This is a genomic window from Flavobacterium resistens, from assembly GCF_900182645.1.
GTDB lineage: Bacteria > Bacteroidota > Bacteroidia > Flavobacteriales > Flavobacteriaceae > Flavobacterium > Flavobacterium resistens.
Genome location: NZ_FXTA01000001.1, coordinates 417,687 through 434,441, shown reverse-complemented (window position 1 = coordinate 434,441; position 16,755 = coordinate 417,687). Strand labels below are relative to the sequence as shown.

The following is a 16,755-nucleotide window of genomic DNA, read 5'->3' as shown; positions in this document are numbered from 1 at the left end:
AACTAACTTTTAACTCCTAACTGATAACGTCTAACTCTTAATTTTATAATCATGAAAAAGATAAAAATAATAAGCGCTTTTATAATGCTGTTTTTCTTAATTGGGAATAGTATTTTCAGCCAAAATAATAAAGATAAAAAAGGTTTTGCCTTTTTAGAACTCTATACTTCCGAAGGCTGTTCGAGCTGTCCGCCGGCAGATGAATTGATGGGGAAAATTCAGCATGAATACAAAGACAGCAATGTTTTTGTTTTATCGTATCATGTTGATTATTGGGACAAACAAGGCTGGAAAGATGTTTTTAGCAATGCAGCAAACACAAAAAGACAATATGATTACGCTAAATTCATGGAAAAAGATCCTATTTATACGCCACAACTTATTATCAACGGCAAAATAGATTATATCGGTTCTCAGGAAACGGCGGTTCAAAATGGAATACGAACAGCGCTTTTAAAACCTGCTGTTACTGAAATAACCTTGGAAGCAAGTAAGCAGGAAAACAAACTGAACTTGAATTATAACATAAATAAGATTTCAAAAAACAATCGTTTGTATGTTGCTGTGGTCCAAAAAGCGGCTAAAAGCAATGTGAAAAGAGGAGAGAATGCCAATCATGTTTTGTCGCATTTTCAAATTGTCAGAAGCCTGAATGGTTTTGCTTTGACTGGAAATCAAAAAGGGAATGTTTCCTTGTCTTTACCAAAAGGTTTTAATTCTAAAGATTTTGAAATTATCGGCTTCGTTCAGGACATGAATTCGGGAATTATTTTGGGTGCAAACCGAGCAGTTTTTACACAAAATTTATTGTAAAATAGAGGAGAGTTTAAGATGGTTTTTGCTGTAAAGTAGAAATATTTTTTAAGAAGATAGTTGAATTATTCTGTCAACTGAAAAACTTCTATTTTGAGCAGAATTAGTCTGGAAAATAGCTTGTTTTTAACTCTGACGAAATGTCAGTACGTGATTATTTTTCAATGTTAAAATATTGAATACCAGTTTTTTTAATATTTTAATATAAAGTAAAAGATTAATATTGATATTTGCTGAAATAGAGATGAAGCTTAATTTTAAATTCTTTGTTTTTTGCTATAAAAACCCCGTTATTTTATCGTTATCTTTGGCAAAGTATATCGAACTTGAAAACTGTCCCGATAGCTATCGGGATAAAACTTGAAACAAAAAAATATATGGAAAAAGTAAAACGCTTTCAGGTTTCCCAACGTGTCATTTGGGGAAGTTCTATAGCACTTGCAATTCTTGCTTCAATACCCAAATTGTTCGACATGGTTTCAACACCTGGCGATCTTGTGATCAATTCTTCGATTACTTTGTTGTTTTCTCTTTTTATTTGGTATTACAACATTTACAGCTTGCCAAAATTTTCGGCACAACGCACTAATAAAAGCTTGTTTAACTGGAAGTTATTGTTGAGTGTTGTATTGGGGATCTTACTTATGGTTGTACTGGTAATCGCGCATCAAGAGCTTTTTCAGGTTTCGAAAATGGATGCGCCAATAATGTTTGAACTGCGCGGTGTTTTGATTAATTTGATTGTGTATATGTTTTTGCATTTGCTTTTTCAGAATTATCAGACCCAACAAATTGGAGTCGAGCTTGAACGAACTAAAGCCTTAAATCTTGGTGCACAATACGAACTTTTGAAGCAGCAGGTTAATCCGCACTTTTTATTCAATAGTTTGAATACGTTAAAATCAATGGTGGATATGCAGGATCCGCAGAGCTCAGATTTTATTTTGAAATTATCTGATTTTTACCGTTTTACGCTAGAGAGCCGAAAGCTTGACTTGATATCCTTGAAAGAGGAAATTCAGATTCTGGATTCGTATATTTATTTGCTTAAAGCACGTTTTGAAGACGGATTTGAAGTGATAAATGAGATTGATCAAAAACAATACGATTGTGCCATTCCGCCTTTTTCATTGCAATTGCTGATTGAAAATTGTATCAAACATAATGTAGTTTCTTTGGATAAACCACTGCGAATTAAATTGTATACCGAAAATGATTTTCTGGTAATTGAAAATCCAATTCAGTTGAAAAGAGGCGCTTTGTCAACAGGCGTTGGCTTGGATAATATTAATCAGCGTTTTATGCATTTGGTTCACAAGGAAATTGAAATTGATAAAAACGAGACGACTTTTAAAGTAAAAATACCGCTTATTTATGAATATCGTAATAATTGAAGATGAAGTAAAAACGGCCAAAGCACTTGGTCAGCTTATTTTGAGTATCAGACCTGATGCCCAGATTTTATCGTACATTCAGAGTATTGACGGCGCGGTGAGTTATCTTATGGAAAATGATCAACCGGATCTTATTTTTATGGATATTCAGCTGGCTGACGGACTTTGTTTTGAGATTTTTAAAAACGTTGAGGTTTTGTCTCCGGTGATATTTTGTACGGCTTTCGATGATTATGCGATTGAAGCTTTTAAATCAAACGGAATTGATTATGTATTGAAACCTTTTTCGAGAGACAGTATTTCACAAGCGATTAAAAAAGCAGGCGAGTTGAAAAACTTCTTCCAAAGAAATAAAAAAATGATGCCTGATTTCGATTATCTTTTAACGAGAACCGGCGAAAATACAGGTAAAAGCAGTTTTTTGGTTTTTAAAAACAATAAATACCAAACAATTCAGACAGAGAATATTGCGTTTTTCTACATCAAAAATGAAACGCCAACGATTATGACTTTTGATAAAAATGAATATCAGATTACACAGTCGTTAGATGAGGTGCACAAGTTGTTGTCACCAATTCAGTTTTTCAGAATGAACAGGCAATATTTAGTGAATTTTTCGGCAATAAGAGAAGCGGAACATTACTTTTCACGCAAGCTGATTATTAAACTTACTATTCCAACAGAGGAAAAATTATTAGTTGGAAAAGAGAAAGCGACGGCTTTTTTAAGCTGGCTGGAAAACCGTTGATAATTGTGAAATGTAAATAGTTTAACCGCAAAGTACGCAAAGGTTTACGCAAAGTTTTTATTAAAGATTGCAACATCCAGTTTGTCACCCTGAGCGAAGTCGAAGGGGCGCAAGTAGCTCGGCAAAGAAATTCTTCAAAAAAATTAAACTTTGAGGAATAATTTTGCGGTCCTTCGACTTCGCTCAGGATGACAAAAAATGAGAATTATTCTTTGTGACCTTTGCGCAAACCTTTGCGTGCTTTGCAGTTAAATTATCTATCTTTTTGCATGAATTATATTTTAAGTTTTTGTTTATATAAATATTTCTAAAGTAAATAAATACAGTTATTTATGTTTGTTTCTTTTAAGAATATTTCATCGTGTGAAACTACAATTAAAGTTCCCTGATATTCATTTAAAGCAGCAGTCAGAATTTCGATATTTTGCAAGTCAAGATTGTTTGTTGGTTCATCTAAAATGATTAAATCCGGGGCTTGATTTGTAATTGTTAAACCGCAAAGCATTAAGCGCATTCTTTCTCCTCCGCTTAAAAACTCGCAAGGTTTATCCCAATCTGATTTGCCGAAAAGAAAACGGTTTAGCCTCATTTTAATATCGTGTTCTTCTAAACCTGAAATATTGCTTTGTTGTGCCTGTTCATAAACCGTTAGTGCATTGTTGATTAAGGAATAATCCTGGTCAATATAAACGCTTTTGCAATCTGCTATTTTAAGATTTCCTGATTTTGGCTGTAATTCTTTTAAAATTAATTTGATCAGCGTTGTTTTTCCGGAACCGTTATTTCCTTTTAAAGCAATTCTTTCGCCCGAAAGGATTTGGAAATTCAAGTCGGTTTTCCAGATGCTTTCTTCACTGTAAGCATAATTCAGCGATTCGGCAGTTACTAGTATTTTTCCTTTATGCAAACGCGAATTATCAAGTCCGAATTTCATTTTGTTTAAACTCGAAACATTTTCACGCAGTTCACGTAATTCCTGTGAAATACCGCCAATTTTTTCTTCGTGAACGCTTTTGGTTTTCGATGTACTGTTTTCGGCTTTATTTTTTAACGTATTCATCATAATGCGGGCAACTCCGGCTTTTTCTTGTTTCTTTTTGCCTTTTGCATCTGATTTTTGTTGTCTTTCGATCGTTTCTCGCTGTTTTTCCTTGGCTTTTTGAAGTGCTTTTTCTTTCGAATGAATATCAAGTGCTAAAGCATTTTTTTCGATATTCTTTTGTTCTAAATAAAAATCATAATTACCACCATACGTTTTGATTCCGTTTGATTTTAGCTCACAAGTTGTATCAAGCAAATTCAGAAGTTTACGATCGTGGCTTACAATCAACATTGTAGTTGTTGAAGTTTTTATGAACTGGTACAATAAATTTCGTCCTTCAACATCTAGATGATTGCTGGGTTCGTCTAGTAAAATAAGTTTGGGCTGATGAATAGCAATTCCGGCAAGAAATACTTTTGTTTTCTGGCCACCGCTTAAAAATTCCATTTTCTGATTTAAATCTAAACCATTTAATTTCCAGTAATTTAAAGCTTCATTGCAACGATCTTCAATTGTCCAGTCGTCGTTAAGAAGGTTTAAATTGGTTTCGCTTACATTTCCTTCGAGAATTTCGCGGAAAGCAGTAAGTTTTTGATCAATTTGTAAAGCCTCGGCAATCGTTAAATGATTGTATTGTCCGAAGATTTGCGGAATAAAATACGGTTCAGTCTCAATTTCGATTGTTCCGCCTGACGGAAATAATTCTTTTGCTATAATTTTAAGCAAAGTTGATTTTCCAGAACCGTTATGTCCTGTTAAGGCGATTTTATTGCCTGTATTTACTGTTAAACTGATTGCGTCGAACAGCAATTCTGTATTAGAATGTGTATATGAAATGTTTTGCAGAATGATCATAATCTCTTTCTTAAGCATTAATAAATCAGCAAAAACCAAGTCTGGCTTGCTGTCTCTATATCTGAAAGAAATTATTTATTCACATTTACGGAAGTATTTTATTTGAAAGTGCAAAGATAATAAATGTTTTAAAAACTCATAACAAAACAAAAAGCGTCTGAGAAGTTTCTTAGACGCTTTTATATTTTTTGAGGCTTAAAAAACCTTAAAATTAGCTTACAATCGCATTTTTAGAATAATTAGCTGAATATAATTCTCTAAACATGGCGTATGTTACGCTCACCATGGCAAAAGCAATAATAGCATCGATTGTTGAAGGAAAGTCCAATACCGCTAATTTTGAAAAGAAAGCAAAAGTGATGTCAAAGAAAATTCCAGCAAAGACCCATTCTTTCAATCGTAATAATTTATTCGGAATCAATAATGTGATTACTCCAGCGACTTTAAATACACCGAGAATGTAAATAAAATGTGCAGGATAACCCAATTGTTGTGTAATTTCCCAAACTAATTTGTTGGTTGTAAGTTCGAAATATCCGCTGGCACCAAACCATAAAGAGGTTAAAATAATTCCTGTCCAATAAATAATTTTTGTCGTTTTTGTGTTCATGATTTTAATTTTTAAGTTGTTAAACAGGACAAAATTGCGTCAGATCCAACAGAAAACATATGAGTTTTTTGGTGAAACGGACAAATTGATTTCTGAAATAGACAATCCGAAAGTTCATCTGATTTCATAACTTTACAGAATACTTTAAAACCGAAATTTAATAATGGAAACCAAAGCCATTTTGCAACAACATATCGCCAAAACTGCTGTATTGACAGAAGAGGAATTCGATTATTTCTATTCTCATTTTAAGCCATTGTCTTTTAAAAAAGGACAAACCATTATTAGCGCCGGAGATAAAGTAAACTGCGAATATTTTGTGATTTCCGGTTGTCTTAAAGCATTTTTTATAAATGATGAAATCAAAATGTACATATTGCAGTTTGCAATGCCAACCTGGTGGACATCTGATTACAGTGCTTTATACAATCAAACTGAAGCAACCATAAATGTTGATTGCATTACTGATGCTGAAGTGCTTTGCCTGTCAAACGAAGACCGTGAAAAACTCTGTAAAGAATATCACCAAGTGGAACATTTCTTCCGCTGGAGAACAAACAAAGGATATATTGCTTCCCAAAAAAGACTTTTATCGTTTATGAATAATAACGTCAAAGCACGTTATGAAGAGCTTTTGGCATTATATCCTCAATTATATAATCTTGTACCAAAGCATTTAATAGCCGCATATTTAGGAGTTTCCAGAGAAACACTGAGCAGACTTTATAATTCGTAGTTTTTTGATTTGTATTGCAATTCAAAATCTAGTTTGTCATTTCGAGAATCCAAAATAAAAACCTTAGCGCCTTAGAATCTTAGCATCTTAGAACCTCAAAAAAGAATGTGATGTAGGTCACGTAACCCATTTTCATAGTCGTCGTTCCTTTGTACTGTAATTTTAAATACACTTAAATACAATCACAATGGAAACAACAAATTATAAAATCGTAAGCTCAAACAGCAACGTAGAATGGACTGGAAGAAAAGTAACCGGTGCACATAATGGTACAATTGGTATCAAAGAAGGTAATTTCATCTTGCAGGATGGAAAAGTAAAAGGCGGGAAAGTTGTAATTGACACCGCTTCTATTAAAATTCTGGACGTAACAGATCCGGCGACAAACACACAATTCGGAGGTCATCTTGCCTCAGATGATTTTTTCTCAATCGAAAAATTTCCAACAGCAACTTTTGATGTTCTTTCTGTAAAAGAATTATCAGACAGCACTTTTTATCTTGAAGGCAATCTTACCATAAAAGATATTACACACGTTGCAGGTTTTGAAGCAACGTTAGAAAACAATCGAAATGCAATCGCCCTTACAGGGAAAATGATTATTGATCGTACCAAATATGATATCAAATTCCGCTCAGGAAATTTCTTTGTCGATTTAGGCGATACATTAATCTACAATGACTTTGATCTTGATTTTAATATCACTGCCGAAGCCATATTTTCAGAACAATCTAAAAACTAAAGCCATGCCTTACGTAAAATTAGAATTGACTCGCGAAGGCGTAACACGCGAGCAAAAACAACAATTAATAAGCGGAATAACCAATTTGATTACCGAGGTTTTAAACAAAGATCCGCATTTGACTCACGTTGTAATTCAGGAAGTTGAATTAGACGATTGGGGTTACGCAGGAGAACAAGTATCAGTATTAAGAGAAAAAGGCATAACTGCCGATAAAAAATAAATATCATGAAAAAACAAACGATAATCGTTACCGGAGCAGCATCTGGTATTGGAAAAGGAATTGCAAAATACTTTTTGGACAGAGGAGATAATGTTGTAATCAATTCGGTAACACCAGCGTCATTAGAAAATGCTTTTAATGAATTTGGCGGAGGCGATAATTTGGCCATGTATGCAGGAGATATCAGCAACAAACAAACAGGAGAACAATTAGTGAAAATTGCAATCGAAAAATTCGGTTCAGTAGATGTTTTGGTAAACAATGCAGGAATCTTTGACAGTAAACCATTTTTGGAAGTTGATGAAGCTTATTTAGATAAATTCTTGACAACCAACTTAAAAGGAACTTATTTCACAACACAAGCGGTAGTTCCTCAAATGTTGGAACAAAAAGGTGGTGTTGTAATCAATATTGGAACACCGCTTGTAAATCACGGTTTGGGTGGATGGCCAGCTTCAGCGCCAATAGCAAGTAAAGGAGCAATTCACGCTATTACGGTTCAATTAGCGGCAGAATTTGGTAAACAAAACATTCGTTTCAATACAGTTGCTCCGGGAGTAATCAGAACGCCAATGCACGGTGATAATGCTGATGCGGCTGCTGGTCTGCACTTGTTAAATCGAGTTGGAGAAATTGACGATGTTGCCGAAATGGTGTACACTGTTGCCAAAAGTAATTTTATTACCGGCGCCATTATCAATGTTGACGGAGGAAAAGCAGCAGGGCACAACTTATAATTAACATGAAAACTATTTTATTAACTGCTTTTATGCTCTGGAGTTTTCAGGGCATAAAAGCTCAAAATACGATCAAAATGGAAAATCAAACTGAAATTGCAGCGATAAGAGATGCAGTTGAAAACTATTATTTTAAAGGAATTTATGAAGGCGATGTACTGCTTTTGGGAAGTATTTTTTATCCGGGAAGTTTTGTTTTTGGAGATGTAAAAGGTCAGCCTTATTTTAAAACTGTGGATCTTTATTTGGATGGCGTAAAAAATAGACAAAGCCCAAAAGATTCAGGAAAACCTTTTAAAGGTGAAATTTTGAATATAAAAGTCGTAAATTCAATCGCTGTTGCAGAACTAAATGTGAAAATGTACGATTTTAATTATCGTGATTTTTTATCTTTCCATAAGATCAACGGAAAATGGCTTATTGTCAACAAAATGTTGACCGATTTAAGCGAATAATTTTAAATTTTAAAGTGATGTGGTACAATACTAAAGCTTCAGAATTATTAGGAATCCAATATCCAATCCTGCAAGGGCCATTTGGCGGAAATCTTTCAACGCCTGAACTTACTGCGGCCGTTTCAAATGCTGGCGGTTTGGGAGGATATGGCGCATATACCATGAGTCCGCAGGAGATTTATGAAGCCGACAAACAGATAAAAGCTTTAACTAATAAACCTTATAATCTAAATCTTTGGGTTTCGGATTCTGATATTGATCCTAGCGGAATAACTGATGAACAATATAATAAAGCAAAAGAATTGTTCAAACCTTATTTTGATGAAGTCGGAATTCCGTTACCAGAAAAACCGGCTCCATTTCAATCCCGATTTGAAAATCAGTTGCAAGTAGTTCTGGATATTCGTCCGAAGGTTTTCAGTTTTATGTTTGGAACGCTTTCACAGGATATTTTGGAACAATGTAAAAAATTAGGAATTGTAACCGTTGGGGCTGCAACCACTTTAGACGAAGCATTGTTTTTAGAAAATGCCGGCGTAGATATGATTATTGCATCAGGTTTTGAAGCAGGTGGTCACCGACCTTCATTTTTGGCTTCCGCCGAATCTTCAGTAACCGGAACCTTTGTTTTGTTGCAATTAATTAGAGAAAAAGTAAAAATTCCTGTTATTGCAGCAGGAGGAATTGCAAACGGAAAAGGAATTGCCGCTGCATTGGCTTTAGGAGCAAGTGCCGCGCAGTTAGGAACCGCTTTTTTGGCAACTGAAGAATCAAACGCATTGCCAATTCACAGAGAGATGTTATTTTCAGATGCATCAAAATATACGACTTTATCGCGCGCTTATACAGGAAGACTAGGGCGTGGCATCACGAGCAGAATTGCAAAAGAAATTATGGGAAAAGAAGCAGCCGTTCTTCCGTTTCCGTTGCAGACTACTTTTATGTCTCATTTGCGAAAAGCGGCACTAGATCAGGAAAAATGGGATATGATACTTTTTTGGGGTGGACAGATTTCGCCAATTCTAAAACACAGAAGGGCAGGAGAGTTGATGCATTCTTTAATTGAAGAAACAACAGCTTATTTTGATGAATTGAAAGCGTAACAATTTATTTGCGCTACTTTTTTAAGATAATAATGAACTCATTTCAGAAGCGGAATGAGTTTTTTTTATGTCTTTTTTGAAATTGAAAAACTAAAATCGGCTTAATTTCATCCATAATAAGCTAATTTTTATGTTTTATAAATGATTGTTTTTGAGTTTATTATTGAGTGAAGTTTACTTTATTCAAAATAAAATTAAAAAAAGTAATTTTAAACTTGACTAATTCGGTAGAATTAATATATATTTGTAGCGCAGAATATTTCTGTAATGATACTTATCCAGAAAGACTGAGGGAGTAGGCCCTGCGAAGTCTTAGCAACCTGTTGCCAAACAAGGTGCTAAATCCTTCCCGCCTTGCGGGACAGATAAGAAAGATTTCTAAAACAAATCTGAATGAGATCATCAGTATTAAAATTTATTAAAAAAAAAATGAAAACCAAGTCAGTTCTATTACACGCCGATTCTGATCGTTTCAATTTGTTCTTTCAAGAAAATAATGTTGAAGTTTTCCGAATGCAAAGGTTTTAGATTTTCATTTTTCTTTTAAAACAAGATTTGCCAAGTCTTTCAGGATTGGTACAGGAATTCTTTTGTTCAATTTAAAAACACAATTTAAAAATCATCATAAACTTATTAATCACTAAAAATCAAAAACAAATGAAAAAAATACTATTAGGTCTTGCTTTATTTTTTGGAACAATCCAAATTCAGGCACAAGAAAATAATTTGCAGTTAAAAGGAACTGTTGTCGATACTGTTGCACAATATGTGTATTTGCAAAAGTTTCATAATAAAATGTTTACCACAATTGATTCGGTAAAAGTGAAAGACGGAAGTTTTAGTTTTAAAACAAAAGTAAAAACACCGGAATTATATGGTTTAAGCGTAAATACTGCAGATTCTCCATTGTATGTTTTTCTTGAAAAAGGACCAATTACAGTTAAATTAAGTCCGAAAAAGTACTATACAAATTCAGTTGTTGAAGGTTCTGCTGCACAAGATTTGTTTGAAACGTATAAAAAATCAAAAGATGTAGAAATCAGCAAATTCATTACAGCAAATCCAAAATCTATTGTTTCAGCTTATGTTTTATATAGAAACTGGTCATACCGATTGACTCCAGAGCAAATCACACAAAATATTGCTTTATTGGATAAGAGCCTTCAGAATATCACTTACGTGAAAGAACTAAAAGATTTGGCTATCGTATTAGACGGATTAGCGGTTGGAAAAAAAGCGCCAGATTTTACAGCCAATGATACAGAAGGAAAACCGGTTCATTTTTCTGAAAACCTGAAAGGTTACACTTTAGTTGATTTTTGGGCTTCATGGTGTGGTCCATGCCGAAGAGAAAATCCAAATATTGTGGCAGCTTACAAAGAATTCCACGATAAAGGATTTAATATAATCGCCGTTTCTTTAGACAAAAAGAAAGAAAACTGGATCAAAGGAATTCAGGATGATAAACTAACATGGACGCACGTTTCTGATTTGCTTTTTTGGAACAGTGCAGTTGCAAAATTATATGGAGTAAGAGCGATTCCAGCGAATTATTTAGTGGATTCTAAAGGAACTATTATAGCTAAAAATCTTCATGGAGAAGAGTTGCAATCTACTTTAAAATCGCTTTTAGATAAAAAAGTCAGCAACAACTAATCAATCGATAATACAATTTGTTAATTTAAAAATGATAGGGAAATGAATGCTATTGAGCCAACAACAAAATCAACAGAATCTGAGTGTTACTTTAATAAGTTTAGAGAAAACACATTAGGAATTGATCATATTTTTGAATCGGTTTACGGAGAACAAAATTTGCTTTATGCAGATTGGGTTGCCAGTGGAAGATTATACGTCCCGATTGAAGATATTATGCTCAATAAAGTTGGTCCGATGATTGCCAATACGCATTCGTTTTCAAGTCAAACCGGAAAAGCTTCGACTTATGCTTATCAGCGCGCAAGAGACATTATTAAAAAGTCGGTTAATGCAAACGAAGCTGATGTTTTAGTGACAACCGGAACTGGAATGACGGCTGCTTTGTCGAAATTACAGCGTATTATCGGCTTGAGAAAGAATCATCAAAAAGAAAATGCAAATGATAAACCAGTAGTTTTTATCACACATATGGAACATCATTCGAATCAGGTTTCCTGGTATGAATCCGATGCCGATGTTGTAATTCTGCCTCCGGATGAAAATAACTTGGTCGATCCCGAAATTCTTTCTTCAGAAATAAAAAAATACGCTGACAGAAGTGTAAAAATCGGCTCATTTACAGCATGCTCAAACGTTACGGGAATTATTACACCTTATTATGAATTAGCCAAAATCATGCATCAAAACGGCGGATTGTGTTTTGTAGATTTTGCAGCTTCGGCACCTTATGTCAAAATCGATATGCATCCAAAAGATCCAGAACAGCAATTAGATGCTATTTTCTTTTCGCCTCACAAATTTTTGGGCGGACCAGGAACTTGCGGTGTTTTGGTTTTTAATGAAAAATTATACCAATCTGATTTTCCTGATAATCCGGGCGGAGGAAATGTAAAATGGACAAATCCTTTAGGGAAATATTCATACAGTGACATAATTGAAGTAAGAGAAGACGGCGGAACTCCGGGATTTTTGCAAGTGATTCGAACTGCTTTGGCAATAGAATTAAAAGAAAAAATGGGAGTGGAGCAGATTGCAAAAAGAGAGAAAGAACTTTTGGATGTTTGTTTTTCGAAACTTCAAAAAATACAAGGTTTGTCCATTTTAGGAGACTTAAAAAGCAAGCGGATTGGCTGTGTTTCTTTTGTAATTGAAAATATTCATTACAATTTAATCGTACGACTTTTAAATGATCGTTTCGGAATTCAGGTTCGCGGTGGCTGGTCGTGCGCGAGTACTTATGCGCATTATCTGTTCAATATTGATGAAAAACGTTCCAGAGCAATTACCAAAGAATTATCGGAGAAAAATCAAATCAATAAGCCGGGTTGGGTACGTTTATCACTGCATCCGATTACTACAAATGAAGAGCTTTTATTTATTTGTAATGCGATTAAGCAAGTGTCTTTATATTATAAAGAATGGCAAAAAGATTACGAATATAATCCTGTCACAAATGAATTTGAAAATCCAAGGCTAAAAGATACAATTTCGAGAGAAGTGAATGATTGGTTTAGATTGTAATAAAAAATAATCTATTATTTTGATAGGGTAATAAAAGTTTTAATGATTTTTGTGCTAAAATTGGAAATTACTACTTAAATTTGCAATCGCAATGAGAAAAAATGACCAGAATATGAAGAATTATTATAACAGCAGTATGATGTGCTGTACTATTGTAATGCAATTCATTGAGCTGGCTTCTATATAAAATGATATTATTTATTTCAAAAAGCCTTTCATGAACATTTGAAAGGCTTTTTTGTTTTTAACCTTGATTGAGAAATGATTGAATTAAAAAATGTAACCAAAACTTTTCATCAGAAAGACAGAGTCGTAACTGCTTTGTATGATGTCTCGTTGAGAGTTCCGGAGGGAAAAGTTTTTGGTGTTATTGGAACTTCGGGTGCTGGAAAAAGTACTTTGATCCGATGTGTGAATTTGTTGGAAAGACCAACTTCGGGTGAAATTATTGTAGATGGAAAAGCGTTGATGCAACTTTCAAACCGAGAGTTGGCAATTGAAAGAAGACAAATCGGAATGATTTTTCAGCATTTCAATTTGCTTTCTTCAAGAACCGTTTTCGAAAATGTTGCCTTTCCGTTAGAATTGGCAGGAACTTCAAAAAGTGAAATCAAAACACGTGTTTTAGAATTATTGCAATTAGTAGGTTTGGCTGAAAAAGCAAACGATTATCCAGCAAGTCTTTCTGGTGGACAAAAACAAAGAGTGGCGATTGCGAGGACTTTGGCTAATAATCCAAAAGTATTATTGTGTGATGAGGCAACAAGTGCTTTAGATCCTGCAACAACACGCTCAATTTTGAATTTATTGAAAGATATCAATAAACGTTTGAACATCACAGTTTTGCTTATTACGCACCAAATGGAAGTCGTAAAATCGATTTGTGATGAAGTTGCCGTTATCAGCCACGGAAAACTGATAGAACAGGGAAGTGTCGGAGAAATTTTCGCTGATCCAAAAGAGGAATTAACCAGAGAATTTATTTCTTCTTCTTTACATATTGAAGTTCCATCGGTTTATCAGGAAAAATTGCAAAAAGAAGATAATGGAAATCTGAATCCATTATTAAAATTAGAAATGACCGGAAAATCAGTTAACGAGCCTGTTATTTCAGAAGTTTCAAGGCTTTTTGATACTGATTTCAAAATTGTAAGCGCACAAATGGATCAGGCTGGCGAAGTAAATTTTGGTGTTATGCTGATTGAACTTTCAGGAAAACGCGAGAATTACAATGCTGCGATTCAATATTTTAATTCAAAACACATTAAAACAGAAATTATAGGTTATGTCTGATTCAATTATAGATTTATTAGTAAAAGGAACATGGGAAACCATAGTTATGACTTTTGTATCGGGCTTTTTTGGCTTTTTACTAGGACTTCCAACAGGAATTTTACTTTTCCTGACCCGTAAAAATCAAATTTTAGACCAGCCTGTTTTAAACAGAACTTTATCGGTTTTGGTGAATATTTTTCGTTCCATTCCGTTCATCATTTTAATCGTTTGGATGATTCCGTTTACACGAGCTATTGTTGGAACTTCAATTGGTGTTAGTGCGGCTTTAGTTCCGTTGGGCATTGGCGCAGCGCCATTTATTGCTCGTTTGGTCGAAAACAGTTTATTAAGTCTTCCTTCAGGATTGATTGAAGCTGCACGAGCTTTAGGTGCAACTCCTTTTCAAATTGTTTATAAAGTTTTGCTTCCGGAAGCTTTGCCTTCTTTAATCAATGCGGCTTCTATTACATTAATTACCCTTGTAGGTTATTCTGCAATGGGTGGAGCTGTTGGAGCTGGCGGATTAGGGCAAGTTGGTTATCAATATGGATATATCGGTTATGATGCGGTAACGATGAATTCAGTTTTAGGTTTACTGGTGATTTTGGTATTCCTGATCCAGTTTGCCGGAGATCGATTATCAAAACGATTTGATCACCGATAGGAATTATGAGTTATGAGTTAGAACCTGAAACCTGAAACCTGAAACCTGAAACTTGAAACTTGAAACCTGAAATTGAACATTAAAAATTAATATAGAAATGAAAAATAAATTAGATATTTTAAAAACTGCCGGAGTTTTGGCTTTGGCACTTGTTTTATCAAATTGTGGAAATGATAAAAAGAATGATCCACATTTTATTAAGGTTGGAGTTGCTGCCGGACCAGAATTAAAAGTGGCTGAAGCTGCTAAAAAAGTAGCGAAAGAAAAATTTGGATTAGAAGTAGAATTGGTTTCTTTTAATGATTATGTAATTCCAAATGAAGCTTTAAGCCAAGGTGATATCGATGCAAATGCTTTTCAGCACAAACCATATATGGATGAACAATCTAAACAACGTGGCTATAAATTGGCCATCATCGGAAAAACATTTGTTTACCCAATCGCAGCTTATTCTAAAAAAATAAAAAACCTTTCAGAGTTGAAAAACGAAAGCACGATTATTATCCCGAATGATCCAACAAACGGAGGTCGTTCATTATTGCTTTTGCAGAAAAATGGTTTATTGAAATTGAAAGATGGTGTAGGCTTATTGCCAAAAGTAACAGACATTATCAGTAATCCTAAAAACTTGAAAATATTAGAATTAGAAGCGCCACAATTACCAAGAGCTTTAGATGATGCAAATGTTTCAATTGCGATTATCAATAATACGTTTGCTTCTCAGGCAGGATTGGTTCCGTCACGAGATGCTTTATTTGTTGAAGACAAAGAATCACCTTATGTGAATTTGGTGGTTAGCCGTGAAGACAATAAAAACGAAGAAAAAGTAAAACAGTTTTTGCAGGCTTTTCAATCTCCAGAAGTTGAAAAAGCAGCTGAACGCGAATTTAGAGGCGGTGCAGTAAAAGGCTGGTAATATATTAATTGCTAAATAACGAAAGACGAATAATATCAACAGTGATATTGTTCGTCTTTTTTTATTTGATGAGTAGAGAAAGAAGATTTTTTTAAGATTTTGACCGTCATTGTTGCATTTTGCTTTTTTAAATGAAACGATTGCGGAAAGTAATTCGTACAATTCTAAAAAAATACACTTTAAGGCCGAAATATAATAATAGCATTCAATTACCATAGACAAATACTTGTTTATACGCTGAAATACAGCTATTAGCTTGTGATTGTTAAAATTTTTACACTAAAAGATTCTTTTTATAAAAATGATGCATTTTAAGCTGTTAAAAAACTTTAGGTTTCATTTTATAATATGGAACAGACTTGCGATAGAAAAAAGATATTTTAAAATTTATTGCTTCTTAACTTTATACTTTGATAAGAGTGCATAATGTTGAAATACAGTTTTTTAGTTTCTTATAAAAGAAGTTGGTTTTCAAAAGTCAGTAAAATCAGAATTCATTTAATTTTATAAATTGTATCGTATGTCTGTTCCCAAAGAGTTATATAATTTAAAATTTTCAGAATACTTAGAATCGTTAAAGGTTTTGTATTTGGTAGATGATAATTTTAAAACGATCTGCGATGACTATTGTTCCAATATGCTTAAAACAGAGAAGTATAAGAAGAAATTTGAAAAATACTTTCAATATAAATTGGAAGCCGAAAACCTGGCTAAAGAATTAGAAGAAGAAATCTTGATTTATTTGATAAGAAATGGATGGGATAAAAAATAAGAATTCATAGAAGTTTGTTTAGTTTATTTAATTAGTAAGTTGTGAAATCTCATTTCAATTGAAATGAGATTTTCTTTTTTTTAAGATTTTCCAATTAAAAAAGTTTAATTTTTTTTCGGAACGAAGGGCATAAAATTAATCCCTGTCTTTAACTATTGTTTAAGGTGTGTTTTTTGAGACATAGTGCTTTTTTTTATCTGTTTTTTAAAATTGCCACTATTTGCAGTGCTTTGCGGTATATGAACTTAAAAATCAGTATACTTTTTAAGATGTTTCAAGTTATAATATGAAACAAAAAAATGTATTCTTATATGAATTTACTTCGTAATTTTATCTTTTATTTAACATAAATCTTTAAATGCAACTACTTGTAAATTAGTGTGTTAATTTTTGTTTTAAAGTTGACTACTACATGAAATGAAAAAAAAATTAAAAGAAATTTTGTAAACGCCGCTTCATAAAATACCGTTGCAAATCCTTTTTTTAAATG

Annotated in this window: 17 protein-coding genes and 1 riboswitch; of the genes, 15 read left to right on the top strand and 2 right to left on the bottom strand. The window is 33.6% G+C overall.

What is annotated here, in order from left to right:
* The first annotated feature begins 51 nt into the window (after window positions 1–51).
* The 3 genes from FN795_RS01765 (at window position 52) to FN795_RS01755 (ending at window position 2,955) form a co-directional block, all read left to right on the top strand.
* The gene (locus tag FN795_RS01765; RefSeq protein WP_142449051.1) at window positions 52–813 is read left to right on the top strand and encodes a DUF1223 domain-containing protein; all 762 of its coding nucleotides are present in this window, start codon (window positions 52–54) and stop codon (window positions 811–813) included.
* Window positions 814–1,190: 377 nt separating this feature from the next.
* A complete protein-coding gene (locus tag FN795_RS01760; RefSeq protein ID WP_142449049.1) occupies window positions 1,191–2,207 on the top strand; it encodes a sensor histidine kinase in 1,017 nt (338 codons plus the stop codon).
* Complete coding sequence (locus FN795_RS01755; RefSeq protein ID WP_142449047.1) at window positions 2,188–2,955, top strand: LytR/AlgR family response regulator transcription factor; 768 nt, start codon at window positions 2,188–2,190, stop codon at window positions 2,953–2,955. The genes FN795_RS01760 and FN795_RS01755 overlap by 20 nt, the downstream gene beginning before the upstream one ends.
* Before the next feature lie 307 nt (window positions 2,956–3,262).
* On the opposite strand, the gene FN795_RS01750 is transcribed toward FN795_RS01755, so the two are convergent.
* Together FN795_RS01750 and FN795_RS01745 are read right to left on the bottom strand one after the other, a co-directional pair.
* On the bottom strand, window positions 3,263–4,852 hold the full coding sequence (locus tag FN795_RS01750; protein ID WP_142449045.1) for an ABC-F family ATP-binding cassette domain-containing protein: 1,590 nt from the start codon (window positions 4,850–4,852) through the stop codon (window positions 3,263–3,265).
* Window positions 4,853–5,063: 211 nt separating this feature from the next.
* Window positions 5,064–5,462 (bottom strand): DoxX family protein, encoded by a 399-nt coding sequence (locus FN795_RS01745; protein ID WP_142449043.1) that lies wholly within the window; start codon window positions 5,460–5,462, stop codon window positions 5,064–5,066.
* 163 nt (window positions 5,463–5,625) lie between these two features.
* Between FN795_RS01745 and FN795_RS01740 the strand changes: the two genes are divergently transcribed.
* From FN795_RS01740 to FN795_RS01685, 12 genes are all read left to right on the top strand, one after another.
* The gene (locus FN795_RS01740; RefSeq protein ID WP_142449041.1) at window positions 5,626–6,198 is read left to right on the top strand and encodes a Crp/Fnr family transcriptional regulator; all 573 of its coding nucleotides are present in this window, start codon (window positions 5,626–5,628) and stop codon (window positions 6,196–6,198) included.
* A gap of 187 nt (window positions 6,199–6,385) precedes the next feature.
* Window positions 6,386–6,940: a YceI family protein gene (locus FN795_RS01735; RefSeq protein ID WP_142449039.1), complete on the top strand. Its 555-nt coding sequence runs from the start codon at window positions 6,386–6,388 to the stop codon at window positions 6,938–6,940.
* A gap of 4 nt (window positions 6,941–6,944) precedes the next feature.
* On the top strand, window positions 6,945–7,163 hold the full coding sequence (locus FN795_RS01730; RefSeq protein ID WP_026729644.1) for a tautomerase family protein: 219 nt from the start codon (window positions 6,945–6,947) through the stop codon (window positions 7,161–7,163).
* Window positions 7,164–7,168: 5 nt separating this feature from the next.
* The gene (locus FN795_RS01725) at window positions 7,169–7,900 is read left to right on the top strand and encodes an SDR family NAD(P)-dependent oxidoreductase (protein ID WP_035644419.1); all 732 of its coding nucleotides are present in this window, start codon (window positions 7,169–7,171) and stop codon (window positions 7,898–7,900) included.
* 5 nt (window positions 7,901–7,905) lie between these two features.
* The gene (locus tag FN795_RS01720) at window positions 7,906–8,355 is read left to right on the top strand and encodes a nuclear transport factor 2 family protein (protein WP_142449038.1); all 450 of its coding nucleotides are present in this window, start codon (window positions 7,906–7,908) and stop codon (window positions 8,353–8,355) included.
* Window positions 8,356–8,372: 17 nt separating this feature from the next.
* Complete coding sequence (locus FN795_RS01715; RefSeq protein ID WP_142449036.1) at window positions 8,373–9,458, top strand: NAD(P)H-dependent flavin oxidoreductase; 1,086 nt, start codon at window positions 8,373–8,375, stop codon at window positions 9,456–9,458.
* Window positions 9,459–9,729: 271 nt separating this feature from the next.
* A riboswitch (SAM riboswitch) is annotated at window positions 9,730–9,830 on the top strand.
* A gap of 285 nt (window positions 9,831–10,115) precedes the next feature.
* Window positions 10,116–11,114 carry a TlpA disulfide reductase family protein gene (locus FN795_RS01710; RefSeq protein WP_142449035.1) on the top strand — a complete coding sequence of 333 codons (999 nt, stop codon included), beginning with the start codon at window positions 10,116–10,118 and terminating at the stop codon, window positions 11,112–11,114.
* 42 nt (window positions 11,115–11,156) lie between these two features.
* Complete coding sequence (locus tag FN795_RS01705) at window positions 11,157–12,638, top strand: aminotransferase class V-fold PLP-dependent enzyme (protein WP_142449033.1); 1,482 nt, start codon at window positions 11,157–11,159, stop codon at window positions 12,636–12,638.
* 261 nt (window positions 12,639–12,899) lie between these two features.
* On the top strand, window positions 12,900–13,931 hold the full coding sequence (gene metN / locus FN795_RS01700) for a methionine ABC transporter ATP-binding protein MetN (RefSeq protein WP_142449031.1): 1,032 nt from the start codon (window positions 12,900–12,902) through the stop codon (window positions 13,929–13,931).
* The gene (locus FN795_RS01695) at window positions 13,924–14,577 is read left to right on the top strand and encodes a methionine ABC transporter permease MetI (RefSeq protein ID WP_142449029.1); all 654 of its coding nucleotides are present in this window, start codon (window positions 13,924–13,926) and stop codon (window positions 14,575–14,577) included. Before metN ends, FN795_RS01695 begins: the two co-directional genes overlap by 8 nt.
* A gap of 97 nt (window positions 14,578–14,674) precedes the next feature.
* Entirely contained in the window at window positions 14,675–15,493 is an 819-nt protein-coding gene (gene metQ, locus FN795_RS01690; protein WP_142449027.1) for a methionine ABC transporter substrate-binding lipoprotein MetQ, read from the top strand.
* A gap of 520 nt (window positions 15,494–16,013) precedes the next feature.
* Window positions 16,014–16,265: a hypothetical protein gene (locus tag FN795_RS01685; protein ID WP_035644401.1), complete on the top strand. Its 252-nt coding sequence runs from the start codon at window positions 16,014–16,016 to the stop codon at window positions 16,263–16,265.
* Window positions 16,266–16,755 lie beyond the last annotated feature (490 nt).